Here is a 19,456-nt window from a genome sequence, read left to right as displayed (position 1 = left end):
CATTCGTGGTCCAGGATTCTCATGCGTGTTCTCAATCACATTCTTGTTATCGAAGACGATGCCGACTCGGCTGAGTCGTTGTCCGATGTGTTGTCCATTGGCGGATTCGACGTCACCACCACGGGATGTGTCCACGAGGCCTTGGAGGCTCTTGGCAAGCAACGGTTCGGATTGATCTTGACGGACCGGCGACTGCCCGACGGGTTGATTGAAGATCGTTTGCAAGAGTTGTTGGTGGCGAGTGCGAAGACACCTGTCATCGTGGTGACCGGGTACAGCGATCTGCAGGCAGCGATCGATGCTTTTCGTCAGGGGATTTCTGATTACGTGATCAAACCGATCATTCCAGAGGACCTGATTGCCACCGCGCGGCGGATTCTTGACCGGCAGATTTTGGAGCAGCAATTTCAGAAGGAGCATGCTTTTGCGGAGCGGCTTCAGACGACCGCCGAAGCGGTCATTTTGGTGCTGGATTTTGATGGCCAGGTGATTCACTTCAATCGTTTTTTGACCGAATTGACGGGCTGGTCTCAAGAGGAATTGATCGGCGAGAACTGGTTGGAGAAATGTGTCTTTCCCGAGGATCTTCAGCGGGTCGGCCAACTCTTTGAAACGACGGTGAGATTGGGGGCGTCACGCGGGTTCACCAATCGAATTCACTGCAAGAACGGCGAGGCTCGTGAGATTCGTTGGTCGAATTCCAAGCTGCAGGATGACGATGGAAGGGCTCAGTACATTCTCTCGATCGGCATCGATGTTTCGGATTTGAGCGAAGCGAACCAGCGAGTCGTTCGTGCGGAGCGTTTGGCGGCGATCGGAGAAACCGTCGCGGCTTTGGCGCACGAAAGTCGCAATGCGATTCAGCGAATCAAAGCGGCCTCCGAAGTCCTGGCCATGAATGTCCACGGCAACGCAGACTCGGAAGAAGAAGTGACTGCGATCCAACGAGCCGCGTCAGATCTCGCAACACTGCTGGAAAGTGTGCGCGCGTATGCGGCGCCCATTCAGACGGAGTTGCAGAGTGTTGATCTGAGAGATGTTTGGCGTCGGGCATGGCGGGATCTGAAATCCAAGCGAGAGCACCGGGACGCAGAGTTGATTGAGGAGACGACGGATTGCGTGCACCCTGCGATCGTCGATGTCTGTCGCATGGAGCAGGTCTTTCGCAATCTGTTTCTCAACGCATTGGAGGCGACGGAAGGCCCGGTTCGGATCGATATTCACTGTGAGTGCACCAGCGACCAGGTTTGTCTGAATGTCACCGACAATGGTCCTGGCCTCAATCCAGAGCAGACCACGCACTTGTTTGAACCGTTCTACACCACCAAACCCACGGGCACAGGATTGGGGATGCCGATCTGCCAACGCATCATCGAAGCTCACGGGGGAACGATCACCGCGCTCACGCAGGGGGCAGGAACCAGGATTCAAATTTGCATGCCGCGAGAAACGGCAGAGACCCCACCGACGATCCGAGAAGTCACGCTCACATGAGCTGTCTCTTCTGATCCAGCCACCGTGCTTCCGCGTCACGTCATCGGCGATGCAGAGTGACCTGGGATCCAAACTGATTTTGGCAGGTCACTTGTCCATTTTCGCTGAAGGTGGAAGCGCCGCCACGGAGTTTCAGGGCACGTGGTTGGCGAGCGGTGCGCTCAGGCCTTGCGGACAAATTCCGACTTCAGTCCCATGGCGCCGATGCCATCGATTTTGCAGTCGATGTCGTGATCGCCGTCAACCAGACGAATGTTTTTGACCTTGGTGCCGACTTTGACAGTCTGGCCGGCGCCTTTGACTTTCAAGTCTTTGATCACGACCACGGTGTCGCCGTTTTCGAGCTCGTTCCCGTTGGCATCGCGAACGATGTCGGCTTCCGCAGCCGCCTCGGCATCCGCTTGCGACCATTCATGGCCGCAGCTGGGGCAGACCAGCAAAATGCCGTCTTCGTAGGTGAAAGTGCCCTCGCATTCAGGGCAGTTCGGCAGGTCGCTCATCTTTGTAAGTTGGGTTTGTAGGATCGGACAACGGCGAAGCCCCATTGTTGCAAAATGAGCGGTGGCGCGTAGTGGGCCCCCTTTGCAGGTGACTTTGGCGATTCAAATCATCTACGGTGCGTCGTCCGTTGGCCAGCGTTTCCGGGGACAAGGAAGCCCAGCGGTTCTACTTCGACGGAAGTTTGACCACGTTTGCCCAGAAGTGCTGGACGCTCTGAATGACGTCAAAGAACTGCACCAGATCAACCGGTTTGACAATGTAATTGTTGGCAGCCAATCCATACGATTCGTCGATGTCAGAATCATGGCTGGAAGTTGTCAGGACCACGACTGGGATCGATTTGAGTTTGTCGTCGCAACGGATTTCTTTCAGTGCGGCTCTCCCGTCCATGCGGGGCATATTGAGATCCAGCAGAATGAGATCAGGCCGCACTGCCTCTTTGTATTTGCCTTCCTTTCGAAGGAACTGGAGGACTTCTTCTCCATCCCAAACGTGGTGAATGTTGTTGCGGATTTCGCCTTGCTGCAGGGCGTCGATGGTCAGTTCCGCATCGGTTTCGCTGTCTTCGGCCAAGAGGATGTCGATGGGCTTCCCCTGATTCAACATGTGGAGATTTTGCATTGGAAGTTGATTTCTAAATGTTGTTTGGAAGAGAAATTCGGAACGAAGTTCCTACGCCCTCTTCGGAGACCAGCGAGATGGTGCCGTGGTGGCGTTCGACGATTCGTTTGCACAGCGCCAAGCCAATGCCGGTGCCTGGGATTTGTTCTCGGCGGTGAAGGCGTTTGAAAAGTTCAAAAACCTGGTCGTGGTGCTTTTCTGCAATCCCGATCCCTTGGTCAGTGACTGTGATCAGGTGCTGCGATTGATCGGTCTGGCAATCGATTGCGATCTTTGCTGTCTCGCCTGGTTTGCGGAATTTGATCGCATTGCCGATCAGGTTTTGAAACAGTTCTGCCAAAAAACCTGCGTGACCATGAACCGTTCCCAGTTCCGCGACCCGGATTTCGGGGGAGGTGTCTTGGATTAATTGAGAAAGGTTTTGAAGGGCGGTGTCGACGCAGGGTTTGAGTTCGATTTCCGCGAATTCCAGTTCCGATTGTCCGACGCGGGCCAGAGTCAAAAGGTCGTCGATCAGTGCTTTCATGCGCCCCACACCGGCGATGATGTGATTGAGGTAGCCCTGCCCTTTTTCATCGAGCGAAGCGGCGTGTCGCTGTTGCAACAATTGGCTGAATCCGGTGATCGCTCGCAGCGGTTCCTGGAGGTCATGCGATGCGGCGGACGCGAACCGCTGAAGTTCTCGATTGCTCTCTTGAAGCTCCTGTTCGTATTTTTTCCTGTCTTCCACATTGAAGATGGTTCCCGCGGTCCGGACTGGACTTCCTGATCGGTCGAACAGCGTGTGAGCGTGCACGCGATACCACTGGTAATGCCCGTCTCGATGACGAATCCGCACATCGATGCTGAAGGGAACTCGGGATTTGAGCTGCGTGGTGAGATTCTCGGAGAACAACGGGAGGTCGTCTGGATGAAGACAATCGTGGAGTGCCGTCCAGTTTTCTGGAAAGGATTGCCGGTCAGTGCCTTCGTAACCGAGCATTTGCCGGAATTTGGGAGCGTACTGAACCTCGTTGGTTTGTCGATTCCAATTCCAAATGCCGCCGCTTTCGCCCAGCAGTTGGATGTAGACCACCTGATTCTGCAGATCTTTTAGATGTTGGCGGACGCTCAAGGTGGACAAGGTGACCGCGGTGCCAAGGCCGAGCAGGACGTTGAGGAACATCAATGTCCGAGTGTGTCTCTCCAGTCGTTCTGCCTCGATGCGGCAAGATTCATGCAGGGAATCCATCGCCGTCTTCAACTCATTGAGAGTCGATGTGTCATCAAATCGAACGACCGCGTCGATTTCACGGGCCGTGGCATTGTCGTTCGCCATGGCGCGAACGACTTCCAATTGACCGGAGTATTCCGCGACCATGCGTGTGGTTTGCGGAAGCGGGGTGCCTTGAATGGGGGCTTGATCGATCCGTTCTAATTCGCGAATCAGCTCGTTGGCATTCTTCGCGTTTTGGACGGCTTTTTCGTAGTACTGGGGGACATCTGGACGCAGCACGTAGTTCTTGAAGTTGTGGATGAGCCCTCCGTAACCGATCTCATGTTCAAGACGTTCGGTGGTGTCAGTCACTTTCGCCGCCAAGGCGTTGACGGCATGACGCTGTCGTTCCGCCGAGATCATGTAGAAGCTGATGATCGACACGGTCGCGATGCAGAGGCCAATGCAGAGAACGAGCGTGGATGTACGCATTGGATTGCTTGCCGCGGGTTGGTTGTGCGGAAACTTCTGCATTTTGTTGCGTGCTGCAATCGAATGCAAGTGATGGCACAGGAGACAGTCTTGGGAGCACGCGTTGATCGTGCCGTTAGTTCGTTCATGGACCGACGCCCCGAAGGCTTCCCGCGATGTGCATTGTCTCCACCGATCTCAATGGATGGTGCGGCGTGTCAATTCGACGCAGCCGTGTTTGTCCTTGGTCGCGACATGCGATGACGGCAACGGTTGTGCCACCACGCCGCCAAAGCGAGCTTCCGTCACCAGCACAGGCCGTCGGTGAATCAGGCAAATGACCGAGTAGCAAATTTGAGCGGCCAGTTCTGGTTCTTCGGGGTAGTTGTAACAGAAGCCTCCTGAAGCGCTCGTGTTTCCAAATTTCAGTCGACGCCCATCGCCATCTTCCGCGAGGCTCAGGCATTCGTTGCAGATGTACCAGGGATAGCGAAGGAAGACACGCTGCTGTTTTCCGCACACGGGGCAATGGTGATCAGGCAGTTCGTCCTTGGATGTCGTTGGTTCCATGCTGGGTTCTTGCTGGAAAAGTGAATCTCGGTATGCCGAGACGTTTGGGTTGGTTGATGAGACGGTCGTTTGGTCATATTACTTGGGAGGGGAACGTGTCTCCGACGACGCTTGATTTGGTTTTTTTGTAACACAATTTGAGAAGAATGATGAGTAAAACACAAACGATTGAGAACTTGCAAAAAGCGTTGGGCATGGAACTGACCGCGACCCACCAGTACCAATTGCATGCGTGTGTGCTGGACGATTGGGGGATGGGCCTGTTGGCGTCCAAGATGCGAGAAGAGCTGCAAGAAGAGTTGGGGCACTCAGAAGACTTCCTGAACCGAATTTTGTTCCTGAACGGGAACCCCAAGGTCGCGATGCAGAAAACGCCTTTGCAGGCAAAGTCGTTGAAAGAGATGTTTGAATCCGATTTGGCGGACGAAAAAGAAGCCATTGACTTCTACACCACCGCATCGATTCAAGCGAGTGAGGACCGAGACATCGGGACTCGCCAATTGTTCGAACGAATCGCGGTGGACGAAGAAGGTCACGCCGGTTGGTTGGAACTGCAATTGGACTTGCTGGAGCGGATGGGGGAACCTGCCTACATCGCCAAGCACATGCCAGCGAATTCAAACGAATAGAGTTGGCACGTGTGCCAAGCTGCCGTCCTGCTAAATCTGGATGTGACCGTTGATGTCATGCAGGAAAGGGTGAACGGGCAAGACAGCTCATTCGTCAGTCGGGACTTCGAGTTCCGACTGACGCAACTTGGGGTTCCCGCTCGATTGGAGTTCATCTTTTAAGCAGGTCGGCAGGAATGATCGAGCAAAACCATGTGAGCCGTTTGGGCGTTAGCCCCGGTTGTACGTGGGAGCAACGACGCTGCCCAAAACATTCAAAATGCTGAAAGACTCCTGCCGAACTGCTTAGATTGCGTCGACTCACCGGCTGGAATCCAGGAAGGGGAAAGCGGTGTGCAGTCCACGCCGCATCAGACATGGGAGATCCAATCGAATTGACACTCACTGTTTTCGACGCGGCTCCAAACGACACCTGTCGCTCCGCCAAAGATCGCTGCGATCGCTGGAAAGCGTTTGTGGGGGTGGCTATTTCTTGGTTTGAGAGGGAGACTTGGCAGTGCTTTTCGCGGGGGCTTTGTCATCCGAAGAATCGCCCCACGATGTCTTGAATGATTCCAATTGGTCGGCGTTGAAGAATCCTGTGTACCAAGATTTGGCGAGACCATTGCGAATGGCCTTCAAACGGATTTCCTTCATGCCGATGTCAAGTTGGTGACGGATTTCAGCTGTGATCAAATCGAAGGTCTCAATGGATTGTGGGGTTTCATTTCCGCGTTGTTCAAACATTCCCAGCACACCGTCGGTTTGGAAGACTCTCTGTGTAAAGGTGAAATCGCTGATCGTCTCAGCTTGCTTGGACTGAATTTCAAATTCCCGAGCCATTCGCCCCCACGCGGAACTCATGCACTGAGCAAAGGAGATGGTCGCGACGTGTTCGCCGCCTTGGAAAATGGAGCGTTCCATTTCGATCAGTTCCGCGATCGTGCCATCCAGGTCCTTGAACATCTGGTCAATGCTGGTGTATTGGAATTGGACAGGGGCGACTTTGGCGATTTGATTTGCAATGCGACCACACAGGTCGATCAGCTTGTCCCGTCCACCAACTTGGAATGCTGCATTGGGTCTGCCGCGGTGGATTTCCTGGCAGGCAACAGCGATGCATGTCAGGTGGGCTGCCAAGTGTGCCTCGAGTGCGGTTCCTTTTCCTTGTCGCTCGCGAAGCGTTGTCCAAAGCGCCCCGCAGTAGGAATCCGCTTCCACACCCAGAGAATTGATGTCTTCGATGACGGCGGCCCGGTAGGCGCTTCGCAGATCCGGGTTGAGTTCGTAACGCTTCAACCAGTGATTCGAAAGATCATGTTCCAATTCCTGCTCGGTCGAGAAGTGTTGGATTTCCCACGGCAACGACGGGAAAGCAATTTCTCCCCCCGTCCAAACCGCTTCCCCAAAAATGTCGTCCTTGTTGTAAGTGATCTCCTGGTAACAGGCCAAGCGATAAGCGGTCAGCAGACGTTCGCCGACGATGCGAAAGAGTGGCTGTTGGGATGGAAGTTGCGTTCCCAATTGCGTGTCGGGGAACCCGTTCTTCAGAGTTTCGACAAAGCTCTTGTACTTGGAGGGCTTGTCTTTTTTGCGATGCGACGTGGCCTGTTTCGGTGGGCTGGATTTTGGGGGAGTTGCTGCCTGCGGGGGAAGCTTGGAATGTTTATCGAACCACGGGTACAGTTCGCTGCAAAAACGTTTGCCGATGTGATAGCCCAGTGCGCGATAGGCGGCGACTTGTTTGTCGTTGTAGAACTGGTTGACCGTTGGTTCGTCGGGAAACGAGGGAAACAAGTTGCGGATGTTTTTGATCTCGATGGGGTCCGATCCCGTGATTGACATTTGGCAATAGACCAGCATCCCTTCTTCTCGGTTCGCCTCGGGGTACCGCACTCGCATGCAGATGAATGGCTGGTGAACCAAACGGCTTTGGTCATCAATTTCGAGGCGGCCAAAGTCGATGGGGGCTTCGTGATCGAGGTCCAGGAACCGAATGCCCTGCTCGCTCTCAGCACGTTGGCACATGCGCGCAAGAGTCCCCAGGGAATCTCCCCCAACATTGGCTCCGGCATCGCTGACGATGATCAATTCGCAACGTCGTCTCAGCAGTTCGCTGACCCCGAGATAATCAACATACCCGCCGTCTGCGATGTAAAACGATTGGTTCTGGTTGAATTGGACTTCGTGATAGGTTTCGGGAAGGAAGGTGAGGGAACGAATCCATCCCGGTGAACCGATGAAGAAACTCCAGCACTGACAGAACAGGGCGGTCGTGGCGAACACCAATGCCAGAGACCAACCAAATCCGATGTGTTGCCAGTAAACCAAGCCAATCAGCAAGCATGCCAACAGTGTCTGCAGAGGCCAGCGATCCGAGGAGGGTTTGGTGTTCGCCTTCGTCCGATCGGTGCGGCAAACTCGTTGCCCAATCCCGGTGTTGAAAAAGTCCAGAATGATGGTCAACCATCTGTTTTGAGACATCAGCGGAGTGATGGCAGCGCCCGAGAGGGTCACTGCGTCGGCGAGAGTGAGTGGTGGGGTTTTGGGATTGCGGCCAAAACTCAGTTGCTCACTGTCAAAGGGCTCCTCACCGTCTTCGAAGGAACCCGAGTACAGCGGGCTGAAGACGAAGGGGCGGGCTGCAACTCGGTAACTGCCATTGCGTGACGAAGGCTTGAGTGCACCAGCCAGGATCAGTGGGTAGGGCAGCCCGTCTTCGTAGGGCTGCACTGATTTGAGGGGGTTTTCACCGTACTGAAGATCGGGGTTGTCGGTGGGGACGAGAAAGTTTGCGGTCAATTGCCGACGGTAGAAATGGAACACCGTGGCAACGCGGTGAGGGCCGAGTCCGCCGATCAAACCGACAAACAAAAGCAACGTCCATCCGATCAGCCAACGTTGACGTGTGCGTTGATCGTGGGGAGGAACAACGAGGGTGCTTGCGACATCATGACGCTGAATCACCGCTGGATAGAGTCCTTCCAGCAAAAGCCGATTGACCACGGCGGGCTCAAGGAAGGCATCGTTTGGAGAGCCTTCCTCGGATCGGGCGGCGGGAGCGTCAAGGTTCAAACTGTGGAAATGAGTTGTCAGGCTTTTCCTTTGGCTGTCTGTGAGTTGGAGGGCGCTCGAAGTCAGGAACTGGTTGAGGTTGATGGACGAATTTTCCGCTGCTGCATTGTTGTCAGGGCCGGATTCGGTTGGGGGTGCGAGGCGAAGATTGATTCGGCTCAGTAGGAACTGAGTGAATTCGGGCTGGTCCAAGAATTGGTTGAAACCAGTCAAGTATTTCTCTTGGCGGGCACGTTTAAGCCTGTACGCCGCAATGATGTCATCGACCGTTTCGTAGACGCTCATGTTTTGAGCCTGTTGAAGCGTCACGTTCTCTATGAGCGGTTCGATGGGTTCTGACCCTTCTCGATCCGCGGTTTTGGGACCGACCAAAACACATTGCCAATAGGCATAAGCGGCGGCGAGCAAACGTTTGGGAAGCAGCCAAGTTTCTGTTCCCGCCTGATAGACCGCAACCTTGTTCTCATCGCGGTCTTCTTGGCTCAGTTTCAAGAGACCTTGGACAGCGGGCGGTGAAGGCTCCGATAAGTCGGATTCCTTGATCTTGTCGTAGCCGAAAAGGTTGAGTCGGGACTTGGCAACGGCGAGATGCCATCGACCTTTGGGAGCAATCTGACCGGACTTGAAAACGACTTCGCGTTGCACGGTCGGCAGGAGAACTTTTTCGGAATCGAAGTCCGGCAAATCGATGTTTGATTTGTTCGGATAGGCCACGCCAATGGCCTGCAGCTTTTTCCAGTCCTGGACGTCACCCACCACCAGGTGTGGGTCACGGAACTTCGTGTAGTTGCTGATGTTTTCTCTGCCCATCCAGTGCACCATGGAGAACACCATGGTGATGATCACGAGCGTGGTCACGGCGTACTGGACATGGCGTTGCCAACCTTTGGCTTCGCCTCGTTCGGATCGAAACAGACGGTCTCTGCCCAAGAAGACGAGCACCTGGATCACGCCAGCGGTGATGGCAAAGTACTGAACGTATCGATTGAGATAGAGTGTGTTGGTGCCAGATTCGACAAACGACTTTCCATTGCCAAGGAAAATCGCGATGGATGTCAAAGCGGCGAATACTGCGGCGAGTAGCGTGGTGGCACGAAACCAACGATGGATCTTGATCAATCGTTGCCCATTGAGCTTTGAAGAGCAGCGGCAGACCGTCAGGATGAGTTCGCTCGTCACCAACAACAGGAGCACGAAGAGAGTGGGGAGAAAAGCAATCGTCAGTTCATCACCAAACTGGTTCAGCCCGAGTGAACTGGAGTAGATTTCACGGAACTGAATGTTGTCGAATGACCTCCATAGCAGTGCTGCGACCGTCGAAATGACACCGACAATCCCCAGGTAAAACGCGAGAGAAAAGAAAAACGACCAAAGGTAGGCAGGGATGAATTCCAGGGGGCGACTCAGGTACCCGCCGATGCCGGGAAGTCGATCGTTCGCGATTTTACCGGTGACGGGATCGCGTCCCAGAGCTGCCCGATCATTGTCGTCGTGAAAACATTTCTCGGAGGTCTTGTCACTTTGAGCCATCAAGTGGCCAGCGATGTAGCCGCCCCCTGACACACTGGCGAGATAGTCGACGTATCTCAGCAACCCACGATGAGACAAGGCTTGCAAAAATCCATCGTTGAACAATGCCGAACGAATCCCACCGCCCGAAAGAGCCAATCCAGTGAGGTTTTTGGGTTCTCCTTTGAGAGATGTCTCTTGTCCTTTGGTGACGGAGGCATAGGCCTTTTGCCGGCGCGTTGCAATGCATTCCCATTCCTCCAATTGCCATTGTTTCGGCTTGGCGGGTTGCTCGGTGGACGGATTTTTTGCATTGGGGTTCTGCCCAAGCGGTGAAGGACGATGCATTGGATGATTCTGGCCAGAGCGGAGGAACGTTTCGTGTGGTGGGCTAGCTTGTTTGGCGGAGGTTTTGGCGATGGCTTTTCCAAAGCAAGATCCACGGCAAGATGAACAGGAACGCAACGCCTGCACCGATCAAGGCCAGCACAACGATGGTTCGTGGCCGCAGTTTCGGTTCTTCCGGTGGGATGGCTCGGTCATTGGCGGATGCCAAGTAAGGGAAGTCCGGTTGGAAACCTTGTGGGTTGGTTGTTGGCCGGGGGAGATGGTCGGCATGGGCATCGGCCAACGAGACCTCGTACAACAGGCAGTCGCCCTGTTCACAGCAGAGTTTGGCCACGTCATCGGTGAGCAGGCGACCGTTGGGATAGCCCGCCGGACGCGTGCGGCTGTAGATCACGACATCGGGTGCGAAGTCGTAGTGTCGAATGGCGAAAAACGGTGACGCGAATGTCGACAAGACATCTTGCAGCACACCGGGGGCCTCATGCTGTTGCCGGATCGCCGCGACATGTTGGCTGGGGTGCAGCGTGTTGAGGAAATCGAAACGGGGCAACATCGTTCGCAATGCCCTGCCCGCGTGATCCACTTGTTGGCCGAATCGTTCGGTGGTCGCCCAGACGAGAAAGTGCTTGGGGTCACCGGGGAGTTGATCGAAGGGGATTGGTTGGACGATCGCCACCACATTGGTGGATCGAAAACGATGAAAAATGAAGGGGTCGTCGTGAATCCCAACCTCGGCAGATGGCAGTTTGATGGAAGCGTGCCGGCCGACCAATCTGCGATTTTGCAGTTCGATGTCATCGGAGAGTTGATATCGGATTTCGAGGTCCGCCTCGATTTCGGTCGGGCTCAGGACGGTCCCGCCATATCGGTTGAGAGCGTCTTCCTCTGTGAACGTGAGAGCGGGGTCCAGATCGAGATGCAGGATGTATCGAAGCGGTTCCAGAGGAAGAGACGTGGGTGATTCCAGGCTGGGATGGGTGCACAGCACAATCACCAAATTGGCATTGGCCTCATCAGGGAATACGAACAACCCCGTGATGCCGGCCTCGGTGTGAGAGAGCCGAATGGGATCGGCATGATCGCTCGCAGAGATCGTCTGGGGAAACAGGACCCAGAACAAAGCGAGGGACATGAACCGGTTGAAGTGCTGGCTCATGGTCGAGCATCCATCGAATGGAAAAGTTTGTCACCGATGTGTTCGCCCAGTTTGCGATAGCTTTCCCACTGGGGCTCATCAAAGAATTGATCGGCGGTCGATTCGTTTGGAAAATCCGGATGCTGGCCACGGTAGTTGCGGACATCGGTTGGCTCGTCGCCCGTGACGGTCGATTTGATATACAGCAACCATGAACAATCGCGTCCGTTCCAGGCTTCGCGATCCGTTGCTTGTTTGGAAGAACGCTGGTCGATGGCGGGCGAACCATACCGAACTTTCAGCAATGCCGCATGTTTCTTAGATGAATTCCCATCCACAGAGAGCAGTTCTTCGAGGGTCCCGAGCATGCTCGCCGTTTCCACCGGCAAGCCCAGTGTCTGAGTCAGTTCCGATTGAAGTTGAGCGGGATCGGATGCGATTTCTTCGATCTCCGCCGCGAAATCGATCCTCGCAATCCGGGTCAATTCGGCGAGCCCGCTGGCGTTTTGCCGATGGTCTCTTCCCGCATCGCAAACGATCATCAGGGGAACTCGGCGACGAATGAGTTCGTAGGCGCCGGTGTTCTCGAAATGCCCCCCATCGGACAAGTAGAAATGACGCCGCCAAGGGCCTGCAAATCGCCCCCGAAGTTCGCCGAGCAGCAAGGCTTGTGTCGCGAAGATTCGCAAGAAGAGGTTCTTGATCCACGCGAAGATCCCCGAAGGAAACGGCACCAAGGCGCGGTGTCCCGACCAGATCCCGCTGTCCCACCAGTACCCCAGTCGGAGGTTGGTCAATGTCAACAGCAAAGACTGGGCCGGGGAAGTCAAACGTCCCATCCCGGGGCTGACCGCGGCCCCCGAAATCGCCATCCATTGGCGAACGTTCAGCGATTCTGTTTGGGATGCGTCGGAGCTGGTGCTTCGCATCGGATGAATTTCATTGGCGTTCCCGATCGGTCGCAGTTCGCTGGTCCGGCAGCCGTTTTCGGTCGTCCAAAGCGAGTGCCAGTGCCGGGACAGATTGGTGCCCGCTGGACCAACCGCCATGTTCTCGGCTTGGCGATCTCGCATTCCTCGCTGACTGGCAACGTCAACGGTTTCATTGACGGACACGTTGATCAAATGGAGCGGGCCGCCCGCTTCGTGCGGCGCGTATTCAATGAAGGGGCCGTCATCGCCTGAAATCACGTCGGTGATACTGCCACCGGCGGAGTGACGATGTCGTTCGGGGTTCACCGCGCCCAAAAAGACTCGGGCCAGCCGGGCAGCGTAAATCGTGAGCGGACCACTTCGATTGACAAACGGCAGGGACGTTTGCCGGCCAAGCAACCAACTGAGAAAGACCGCCCCGGCTGCCACCGCGATTCCCTGCCAAAGCGAATAGCCGACTTCGAAGCTGATGTGTGAAATCAATGAAATGATCGACAGCGGAATCACCACGCCGACCAAGATCATCAAAACGGAGGAGAGATAAGGGATCTGGAGGAAGGACCGCAGAAGACCGCCACTGTCGGGATTGCTGGTGACGACGAAACTCGCCAACCATCGCAGAATGGGCGCCAGGGCTAGCAACGCGACGGTGAGGCTGGAAAGTTGCAGCTGAATCACGCTCCAGGGTTGCTCGGACTGGAGCGTGGTGTGGGCCAGCCAAAACCCCAAGGAGTCAATCAAGGCCAAGACCAAGATCACGACCAGCGTTGTCGTCCAAAATGCAAGCCGATAGGTCAATCGATTGCGCGCAATCGCAAGTCGAAAGCGACTGGTCGGATCACCGTGACCTTCTTTTCTGCGAATGTCGAACCACGTGAAGATGGACCATGCGATCGCGGCAATCACGACGACCAGCGGCAGCGGTTGGCTCATTCCAACCAGTGCCGAGATCCCCACCAGAATCGACGCGACGAACACCGTGCCGACAAAACGTTCATGGTGGTCTTGGGAAACCAGCCAATACGCTAGCGCCAGTGGCAGCGTCGCCAGCCAAAAGGTCAGTTCCGCACTCACCCACCAAAGCGAAGTCTTCCACGGCAGAATGACGTCTGTGATCGGGGTGGCAAGGGCGGTGAAGTGTTGCAGACCAATGTCATGGGCGGTGCCGAGAAACCAGTACCCGATCGCGTTGAAGATCCCAAACAGCGCCAGCAGGAAAAGTCCCAAGACAACGTGCAAGGACAAAAAGTTTCGCCAGAACGCGGCGAAGTTGAACATCGCTTCACCGAAGCCCGTCGGAGCCAAGTAGTTTGCGTAGCGTCGTAGCCAACTGATCGGTGGCGATTGGCAATTGGACAACCCCGTGGCAACGCGCCGTTGGGCTGCGCCAGGAACCTGATGGTCGGCAAAGCGTCGGCACTGATCGAAGTAGCGGCCGAGGAATGTCCCCGCATATCCACCTCCCGAGACGGTTGAAAGGATGTCCACATGTCGGAGCCAACCACAGCGCGCCATGGATTGAACGAGCCCCAAGCACAAGGAGGCGCTGCGGATACCGCCCCCTGAAAGTGCAACGCCAAGCGTGTCGCTTGGAAGCGACGACGGGGACGCCGGATCGGACGTGTCGCCGGTCGGTTCCACGCCCGGCAATTGCTTCAACCAAGGCAGGTCACTTCGGACGCGGTCATGAGTCATGATTGGGCTCCATCGTTTGGAGGAACGGAGGCATCCAGCCCAGCGACTTGGCGTCTGCGATGGATCAACTCGGCCTCCTCCCTTTCGAATTCAATGGGGTAGGCACGGCGCGTCGCATGGGCGGTGGACGACTCCAGCAGCGGAGCGTTTGGATCGGTGGCGGGTTTGTCTGGCAGCGGGTGATCTTCGGTCAAAATATCCGCTGCCTTTTCCGAGAGCATGTAGATATTGGTGACGATGAAGTAGCCTGGGATTTTGGGGAACACGCTGGCATCAACGATCCGCAAGCCTTCAACCCCTCGGACTTTCAAACGTGAGTCGACCACCGCATCGGTCTCATCCTGGCTGCCCATTTTGCAAGTGCCAGCAGCGTGGTGTCCCCAGGCCGTGTGGCGAATCCACCGCCGCACATCGCCATCAAAGCCGCTGAGACCTGGAAGTTCGAAGGACTCGATGGCACCGTTCTTTTTCCCGTGCAGCAAGATCTCCTGAATCGTTTGCACTCCCTCGACGATCGCTTCGAGGTCGGCGTCGGTGTTATCCAGAGCATCGTCCTGGAGGCCTGGGAAGGAGCGGAAATTGATCTCAGGGCGTCGACTGGGATTCGCATCGCGGAGTCGGACGTAGCCATCCTGATGACGCGTTCTGGCTTTGAGCACCACCCAAGTCAGCGAGCGTTTGTGCTTGGAGGCGGCGTCGGCGGGGGCCTTCTCTGCGACACTGGACGATCCGATTGCCGGTGCAAGCGCCGAGGGCTTTGACCAACCAACCTGGTAACCGGGGAATCGTCCAGCGATCGCAAACATGAACAGATCAGGGGTGTGATCTTCTTTCTGAGACCGTTTGAACAATCCGATCACGCCACCGTTGGTCGCATAAAAATTATCCTCGATCGGTTGGTCCCCACGTTTCCAGGCTTGAAGCACCGAGTCGTTCTTGGCCGCTTCGCCCAAGGAGGTCAGCGAGAGTTCATCCAAGGTTCGGAATCGATCGGTCAGAGTCGCAATGACCGGGACCTCATAGCGGTCCTGAAGATGGCAGCCGACGCCGGGCAAATCATGGGTCACTTCGATCTGATGCGTTTGAAGGTGATCCCGGGGGCCGATCCCTGAAAGCATCAGGAGTTGCGGCGAGTTGAACGTCCCACCGGAGAGAATCACTTCCCGGTTGCAGTAGATGGCTTGGGGTTGGCTGAATGAGTCCGTCGGAATGTTGGAGTGATTGGGATCCGCCTGATAGGCATGAGCTTTCAGAACAACTTCGACGCCGATGGCTCTTGGGGTTTCCCCCGTGCGATCGAAGAGCAACCGGGACACCATCGCATCACCAACCAAATGGAGACGATCGGGGTGTTCCTTGGCGGCATCCAGAAGACGCTCTCGCACGCCGCTGCGGCGACCGTTCAATCCGATCGCCGTTGGGATCTGAGTCAAACCCTCCTGGCTGTGACGAATTGTTTTCCAGTGGTTGGGGTCGAGGCCGGGGAACGCGCGCCCCTTGAGGACAGGTCGGATCCATTCCGCGATTTGATCGGTGCTCGAGTCTGCGCTTTGGGCGGCAGCGGACAGCACCGATCGAAAGAACTGTTTCTCTCGTTTCAAAAACCGCGTGCTGGCCATGGTTGTGTTCAACCAACCGGCGTGGCCATGACGTCCGTCTCGCCAGCCCCCGTGAAATCCAAGTGCGGACTTGAATTTTCCCCACCAGGATCTTGGTTGATCGTAGTGGCAGTGTTCAATGCGTTCAAAGTAGGCTCGCATGGATTCGCCTCGCCACGATGGGGCCCCCGTGAGTTCTGCGATTTCGTCCCAGTCTTTCGGTGGCCCACAGATGGTGATCATGGCGTGGTGGATCGTGCACCCACCGATGCCCTGGGCCCGCGGATAAAAGATGCCACGTTCGTCTTCCTGTTCACCCTGGTGAACCTTGGGGTCGAGGCTGTGCTCTGGATCATGGTCATGGTGTTTGACGAAGTACCGCAGCGAATGCCGCGGGTCCTCGGTTGTTTCCGGATGCAGAAGCGGAACCTCCGTGTTCTCCACGGTGGCATTGGGAGGCATTGGCGGTTTGACCGGTCCCATTTCCAACACCAGAACCTGGTATCCACGCTCGGCCAATCTGGCTGCCAGTGGACCACCGCCGGCGCCTCCTCCGACGACGATGAAGTCCAAGGGAGTCGCGTTGGGGTCTCGCCAAAGATCGTTGATCGAACTCATGCTGGGGTGCTCCGCTAAAAGGTTTTGATGAGTTCAATCAGGTCGTTTTTGTCCTGGTCCGTCAGGTCTCGAAGAAAGACAAAGTCATGTCCACGATCCATCACGTAGTCGGGGCACTTGCTGATTGCCATCAGTTCAGGGGCGACCTCTTGTTCAAAGAGCGTCAAGAGATCCTTGTCGTACTGCCCTGCTGAGGTGTCACGACGTCGTCGAGCTTCCCGCAAATAGCTTTGGAGCTTCTTGCCTGCGGCAAGCTTTTTCTTCAGGGGAGCGTCCGGATCCGTGTTTGCGATCAAGTTGACTGGCATTCCCGCCGGGAAGGGGCCCACGCGAATTTCTCCGCCGCGTCCGGAGAGAAACGTTCCAACGCCGAAGATGAACACCACGCCGATCAAAAGACTGGCGACACCTGCGTAATTCGCTTGGCGACGTTGTAGATTTCGAAGTGGGAGCTTGCTGTGAATCACCCAGTAAGACGCGAAAGCCAAGAGCATTGCGAACAAAACCACTTGGGATTCGATCCAGTACCAACGCCACTCAAGGATTTGTTCCCACCGACGGATTGTCCAAAAGGATTTGACCAGTCCGACAAGGACGCTGATGGAGGCGATCGCCAACGCTGCAGCGGTGATCCATTGCACCGCGGAGATTGCCGGTTGTAGCCACTGATGTTTTCGTTTGAGACGATGCAAGATGGCGCGAATGGAATCATTCAGAATCAGCAGCACGCCGATGGCGATTGCAAAGAGCGCCGGCACCCAAGGGATCCATGCGAGCACAGTCGGGGGCCAACCGGTGAATCCCGCCAGTGTCGTTGGAATCTGAAAGTTTCGGATGTGCAGATAGGAATCCGCTGACGTCCGCCAAATCAAACCTTGGTCATGGGCATAGTCAGCGGCGGCAACCGACTGATCGGAACGCAGGGCATTGCGGTCGTGGTCTGCTCTGCGGTGTGGCCAAAGCAACTTTTCGATCGCATCGTCAAAGGCGGCGACCCTCCCGGCGACCGAGGGGTCGTTGTTGAAATCGCCCAGTCCATTGTTGTGAAAGAAGGGAGCTGTGGCCCATGCCCCGATCAGCGTGGGGACTCGGTAGTACCCGGGGCCACCGGACGGCGCAAGGTAAGACTTGTCGACTTGCGCAAACGGATCGCGGTAGTCGACCAAGCCGACGGTTTCGAGACCTTTGTAAGTCTCGGATGCAAAGTCCTCCCAGATGTTGCCGTGGATCGCGTTGGTGGCCACCGCACGAGCCGAGTTGGTGCGAAGCATCGTGACGGGAAGGCGGATGTCAGCGGAGAGATAGTTTTCCTTCCAGAACTCAGGTTGTTCGACCGCTTGTTCTGCCCAGCGTTGATACTGGACCGGGAGCTTTCCCTGGCCCCGAGTCAATTCCCCGCGATCGTTCATGGTCAGCGAGAGAACCTCTCTTTCGCTGACGAGTGGCGCGTTCCCGGCCTCCGCGATCGCTTGGTCGATCAATGCTTCCAGGCTCGGGTCATTCCCCGGTTGAATGCTGGAGTGGCACGCAATGCAAGTTCGTGCGAAGACTTGTCGTCCGGATTCCAACGCAGGGTCACTCGGGACGCCTGTGCCGAGTACCAATTCCTTCCCATCGGTTTCGGCATCCTTGGCAGCTCGGAGTCGGGTGGGATCGCTGCTTTTGAGAAAGAAGGCGGTCATCGGGTCGACACGCAGCAACGTGCCATGCCAGTTCACGGAGTTGGCTTCCGCGTCGGCCAGCTTGAACGGTTCTTGTTTGCGAAAACCAAGGATCGTGTTGTGGCGCCGAATCCAGTTTTGATGGTAGGAACCGATGTTGAAATAAACCCGAGCCAATGCAACCCACGAACCGACGCTGTCACTTCCGTCCACCAAGACCCTTGGAACCGATCTTGGATTGCCTTCGAATTGGGGGCTGGCGTCGCGAAACTCCTTTGAAAAGATGGACGGCGGGTACTCCGGTTCTCCCCAAACCCCGGCGTAGTGTTCCGACTCAGGGCCGATGGTTTCGGCCGGATTGTGAAGTGCTCGCCGGACACGCCATGACAGCCCATAAATGGCATTCATCGTGTTGGCGTTGTTGATGTTGTCCGCCGCGATCAGAGAGGTGTCGATCGTTCCGGGCAGCTGCGAATCCAAGACATGATAAAAGTAGTTGTCGGGTTCGAGTGTGTTGCCGAACGTCTCACGCACCCGCAAAAACTGGTTTCCAATCGTGCTGGAGAGGTTTTCCCAGCTTGGAGACTCTGGATTGCTGGGTGGGTTCAAGGGGTGCGGCGCGACGTGACAAAACGCGCAGGACATGCCCACTCGAAATGGCCGGATCGTCTGGGGGTGAGCGGCGTATTCCAGGTCGGTGTAGTAGCGTTCCGGATCCCACCGACGCCGAGCCGCACCGTCGAACTCGGGGTTCGGAAAGAGCCTGAGGCCAACGACGCCACTGGAGTAGCCATAGACTCGTGGGTCCGGTCCATCGGCAGGGTCATAGCCCGACTTGGTCCCGTGCTTCGGATCGTCGGTTGAGGCAGGGGAGGCGGAGGTTCCTGCAGAGGCGGCTTCCTGCTTGGACGGGACAGCGTCACCAATGGCCTGATCAAGATGCCGGTCGTAATAGATTCCGTGAGCAAGTTTGGCTTCGCGGTCGGTGGAGGAACGCATCCCAGGTTCATTGACCATGCCGGCGCGAGCGAAGCGATCGCTTCGATGACGGCTGTCGATGACCTTGAGGAAATCAATCGTGGCATAGCCATTTCGAGCCAACCAGTCCCAGAAGGCTTCGTTGCCCCCGGTCCACAACAACCAGGCGTTGCGTCCTTTGATCTCCTCTGGTGACAGATCGAGGTCGACGACATTTCCCTCCGCATCTTCCTGCTTGTCCATGCCGTGGAAGTGGTCGCGTTCGGCGAGCGGGAAACGGTCCAGTGCGCCTTGTCGGTTAGCGGGATACCCTTCGAGTTTTGGTTCGTCGGGAGGAGCCTCGCGAGAGCATCCGGTGGAGAACGTGAGGCTTGCCAAGGCGACCAGAACCCAAGTCGTCGCGATCATTCGATCACGTTGACCCTTGCATGCAATTGGTGTCATGTG

Annotated in this window: 11 protein-coding genes; 2 read left to right on the top strand and 9 right to left on the bottom strand. The window is 56.0% G+C overall.

Annotated elements, in window-relative coordinates:
- Positions 1-21: 21 nt before the first annotated feature.
- Entirely contained in the window at positions 22-1,494 is a 1,473-nt protein-coding gene (locus tag PSR62_RS01205) for an ATP-binding protein (RefSeq protein WP_274406015.1), read from the top strand.
- Positions 1,495-1,655: 161 nt separating this feature from the next.
- Here PSR62_RS01205 and PSR62_RS01200 read toward each other — a convergent pair whose 3' ends face one another.
- From PSR62_RS01200 to PSR62_RS01185, 4 genes are all read right to left on the bottom strand, one after another.
- Positions 1,656-1,994: a zinc ribbon domain-containing protein YjdM gene (locus tag PSR62_RS01200; protein WP_274406014.1), complete on the bottom strand. Its 339-nt coding sequence runs from the start codon at positions 1,992-1,994 to the stop codon at positions 1,656-1,658.
- A gap of 166 nt (positions 1,995-2,160) precedes the next feature.
- The gene (locus PSR62_RS01195; RefSeq protein WP_274406013.1) at positions 2,161-2,616 is read right to left on the bottom strand and encodes a response regulator; all 456 of its coding nucleotides are present in this window, start codon (positions 2,614-2,616) and stop codon (positions 2,161-2,163) included.
- A gap of 13 nt (positions 2,617-2,629) precedes the next feature.
- Positions 2,630-4,303, bottom strand: a complete 1,674-nt coding sequence (locus PSR62_RS01190) for a sensor histidine kinase (RefSeq protein WP_274406012.1) — start codon at positions 4,301-4,303, stop codon at positions 2,630-2,632.
- Positions 4,304-4,480: 177 nt separating this feature from the next.
- On the bottom strand, positions 4,481-4,852 hold the full coding sequence (locus PSR62_RS01185) for an ADP-ribosylglycohydrolase (protein WP_274406011.1): 372 nt from the start codon (positions 4,850-4,852) through the stop codon (positions 4,481-4,483).
- 149 nt (positions 4,853-5,001) lie between these two features.
- Here PSR62_RS01185 and PSR62_RS01180 point away from each other — a divergent pair, with 149 nt between their 5' ends.
- Entirely contained in the window at positions 5,002-5,481 is a 480-nt protein-coding gene (locus PSR62_RS01180; RefSeq protein ID WP_338020264.1) for a bacterioferritin, read from the top strand.
- A gap of 465 nt (positions 5,482-5,946) precedes the next feature.
- Here PSR62_RS01180 and PSR62_RS01175 read toward each other — a convergent pair whose 3' ends face one another.
- The 5 genes from PSR62_RS01175 to PSR62_RS01155 are packed head-to-tail and all read right to left on the bottom strand — an operon-like array spanning position 5,947 to position 19,453.
- Complete coding sequence (locus tag PSR62_RS01175) at positions 5,947-10,392, bottom strand: hypothetical protein (protein WP_274406009.1); 4,446 nt, start codon at positions 10,390-10,392, stop codon at positions 5,947-5,949.
- Between the two features lie 43 nt (positions 10,393-10,435).
- The gene (locus PSR62_RS01170) at positions 10,436-11,548 is read right to left on the bottom strand and encodes a hypothetical protein (RefSeq protein WP_274406008.1); all 1,113 of its coding nucleotides are present in this window, start codon (positions 11,546-11,548) and stop codon (positions 10,436-10,438) included.
- Positions 11,545-14,154, bottom strand: a complete 2,610-nt coding sequence (locus PSR62_RS01165) for a hypothetical protein (RefSeq protein WP_274406007.1) — start codon at positions 14,152-14,154, stop codon at positions 11,545-11,547. The genes PSR62_RS01170 and PSR62_RS01165 overlap by 4 nt, the downstream gene beginning before the upstream one ends.
- Positions 14,151-16,370 carry a GMC family oxidoreductase gene (locus tag PSR62_RS01160; protein ID WP_274406006.1) on the bottom strand — a complete coding sequence of 740 codons (2,220 nt, stop codon included), beginning with the start codon at positions 16,368-16,370 and terminating at the stop codon, positions 14,151-14,153. Before PSR62_RS01160 ends, PSR62_RS01165 begins: the two co-directional genes overlap by 4 nt.
- Before the next feature lie 14 nt (positions 16,371-16,384).
- Positions 16,385-19,453, bottom strand: coding sequence for a hypothetical protein (locus PSR62_RS01155; protein ID WP_274406005.1), 3,069 nt, complete (start codon positions 19,451-19,453; stop codon positions 16,385-16,387).
- Between the last annotated feature and the right edge of the window lie 3 nt (positions 19,454-19,456).

Source organism: Rhodopirellula sp. P2, assembly GCF_028768465.1.
Lineage (GTDB): Bacteria > Planctomycetota > Planctomycetia > Pirellulales > Pirellulaceae > Rhodopirellula.
The sequence above is the reverse complement of the archived record's forward strand: the minus strand, read 5'-3'. Positions and strand labels throughout refer to the sequence as shown.

Bases quoted from the DNA above. Each gene is read 5' to 3' on its own strand.
- PSR62_RS01205 (WP_274406015.1), top strand. From the start codon at position 22: ATGCGTGTTCTCAATCACATTCTTGTTATCGAAGACGATGCCGACTCG.
- PSR62_RS01200 (WP_274406014.1), bottom strand. From the start codon at position 1,994: ATGAGCGACCTGCCGAACTGCCCTGAATGCGAGGGCACTTTCACCTAC.
- PSR62_RS01195 (WP_274406013.1), bottom strand. From the start codon at position 2,616: ATGCAAAATCTCCACATGTTGAATCAGGGGAAGCCCATCGACATCCTC.
- PSR62_RS01190 (WP_274406012.1), bottom strand. From the start codon at position 4,303: ATGCGTACATCCACGCTCGTTCTCTGCATTGGCCTCTGCATCGCGACC.
- PSR62_RS01185 (WP_274406011.1), bottom strand. From the start codon at position 4,852: ATGGAACCAACGACATCCAAGGACGAACTGCCTGATCACCATTGCCCC.
- PSR62_RS01180 (WP_338020264.1), top strand. From the start codon at position 5,002: ATGAGTAAAACACAAACGATTGAGAACTTGCAAAAAGCGTTGGGCATG.
- PSR62_RS01175 (WP_274406009.1), bottom strand. From the start codon at position 10,392: ATGCATCGTCCTTCACCGCTTGGGCAGAACCCCAATGCAAAAAATCCG.
- PSR62_RS01170 (WP_274406008.1), bottom strand. From the start codon at position 11,548: ATGAGCCAGCACTTCAACCGGTTCATGTCCCTCGCTTTGTTCTGGGTC.
- PSR62_RS01165 (WP_274406007.1), bottom strand. From the start codon at position 14,154: ATGACTCATGACCGCGTCCGAAGTGACCTGCCTTGGTTGAAGCAATTG.
- PSR62_RS01160 (WP_274406006.1), bottom strand. From the start codon at position 16,370: ATGAGTTCGATCAACGATCTTTGGCGAGACCCCAACGCGACTCCCTTG.
- PSR62_RS01155 (WP_274406005.1), bottom strand. From the start codon at position 19,453: ATGACACCAATTGCATGCAAGGGTCAACGTGATCGAATGATCGCGACG.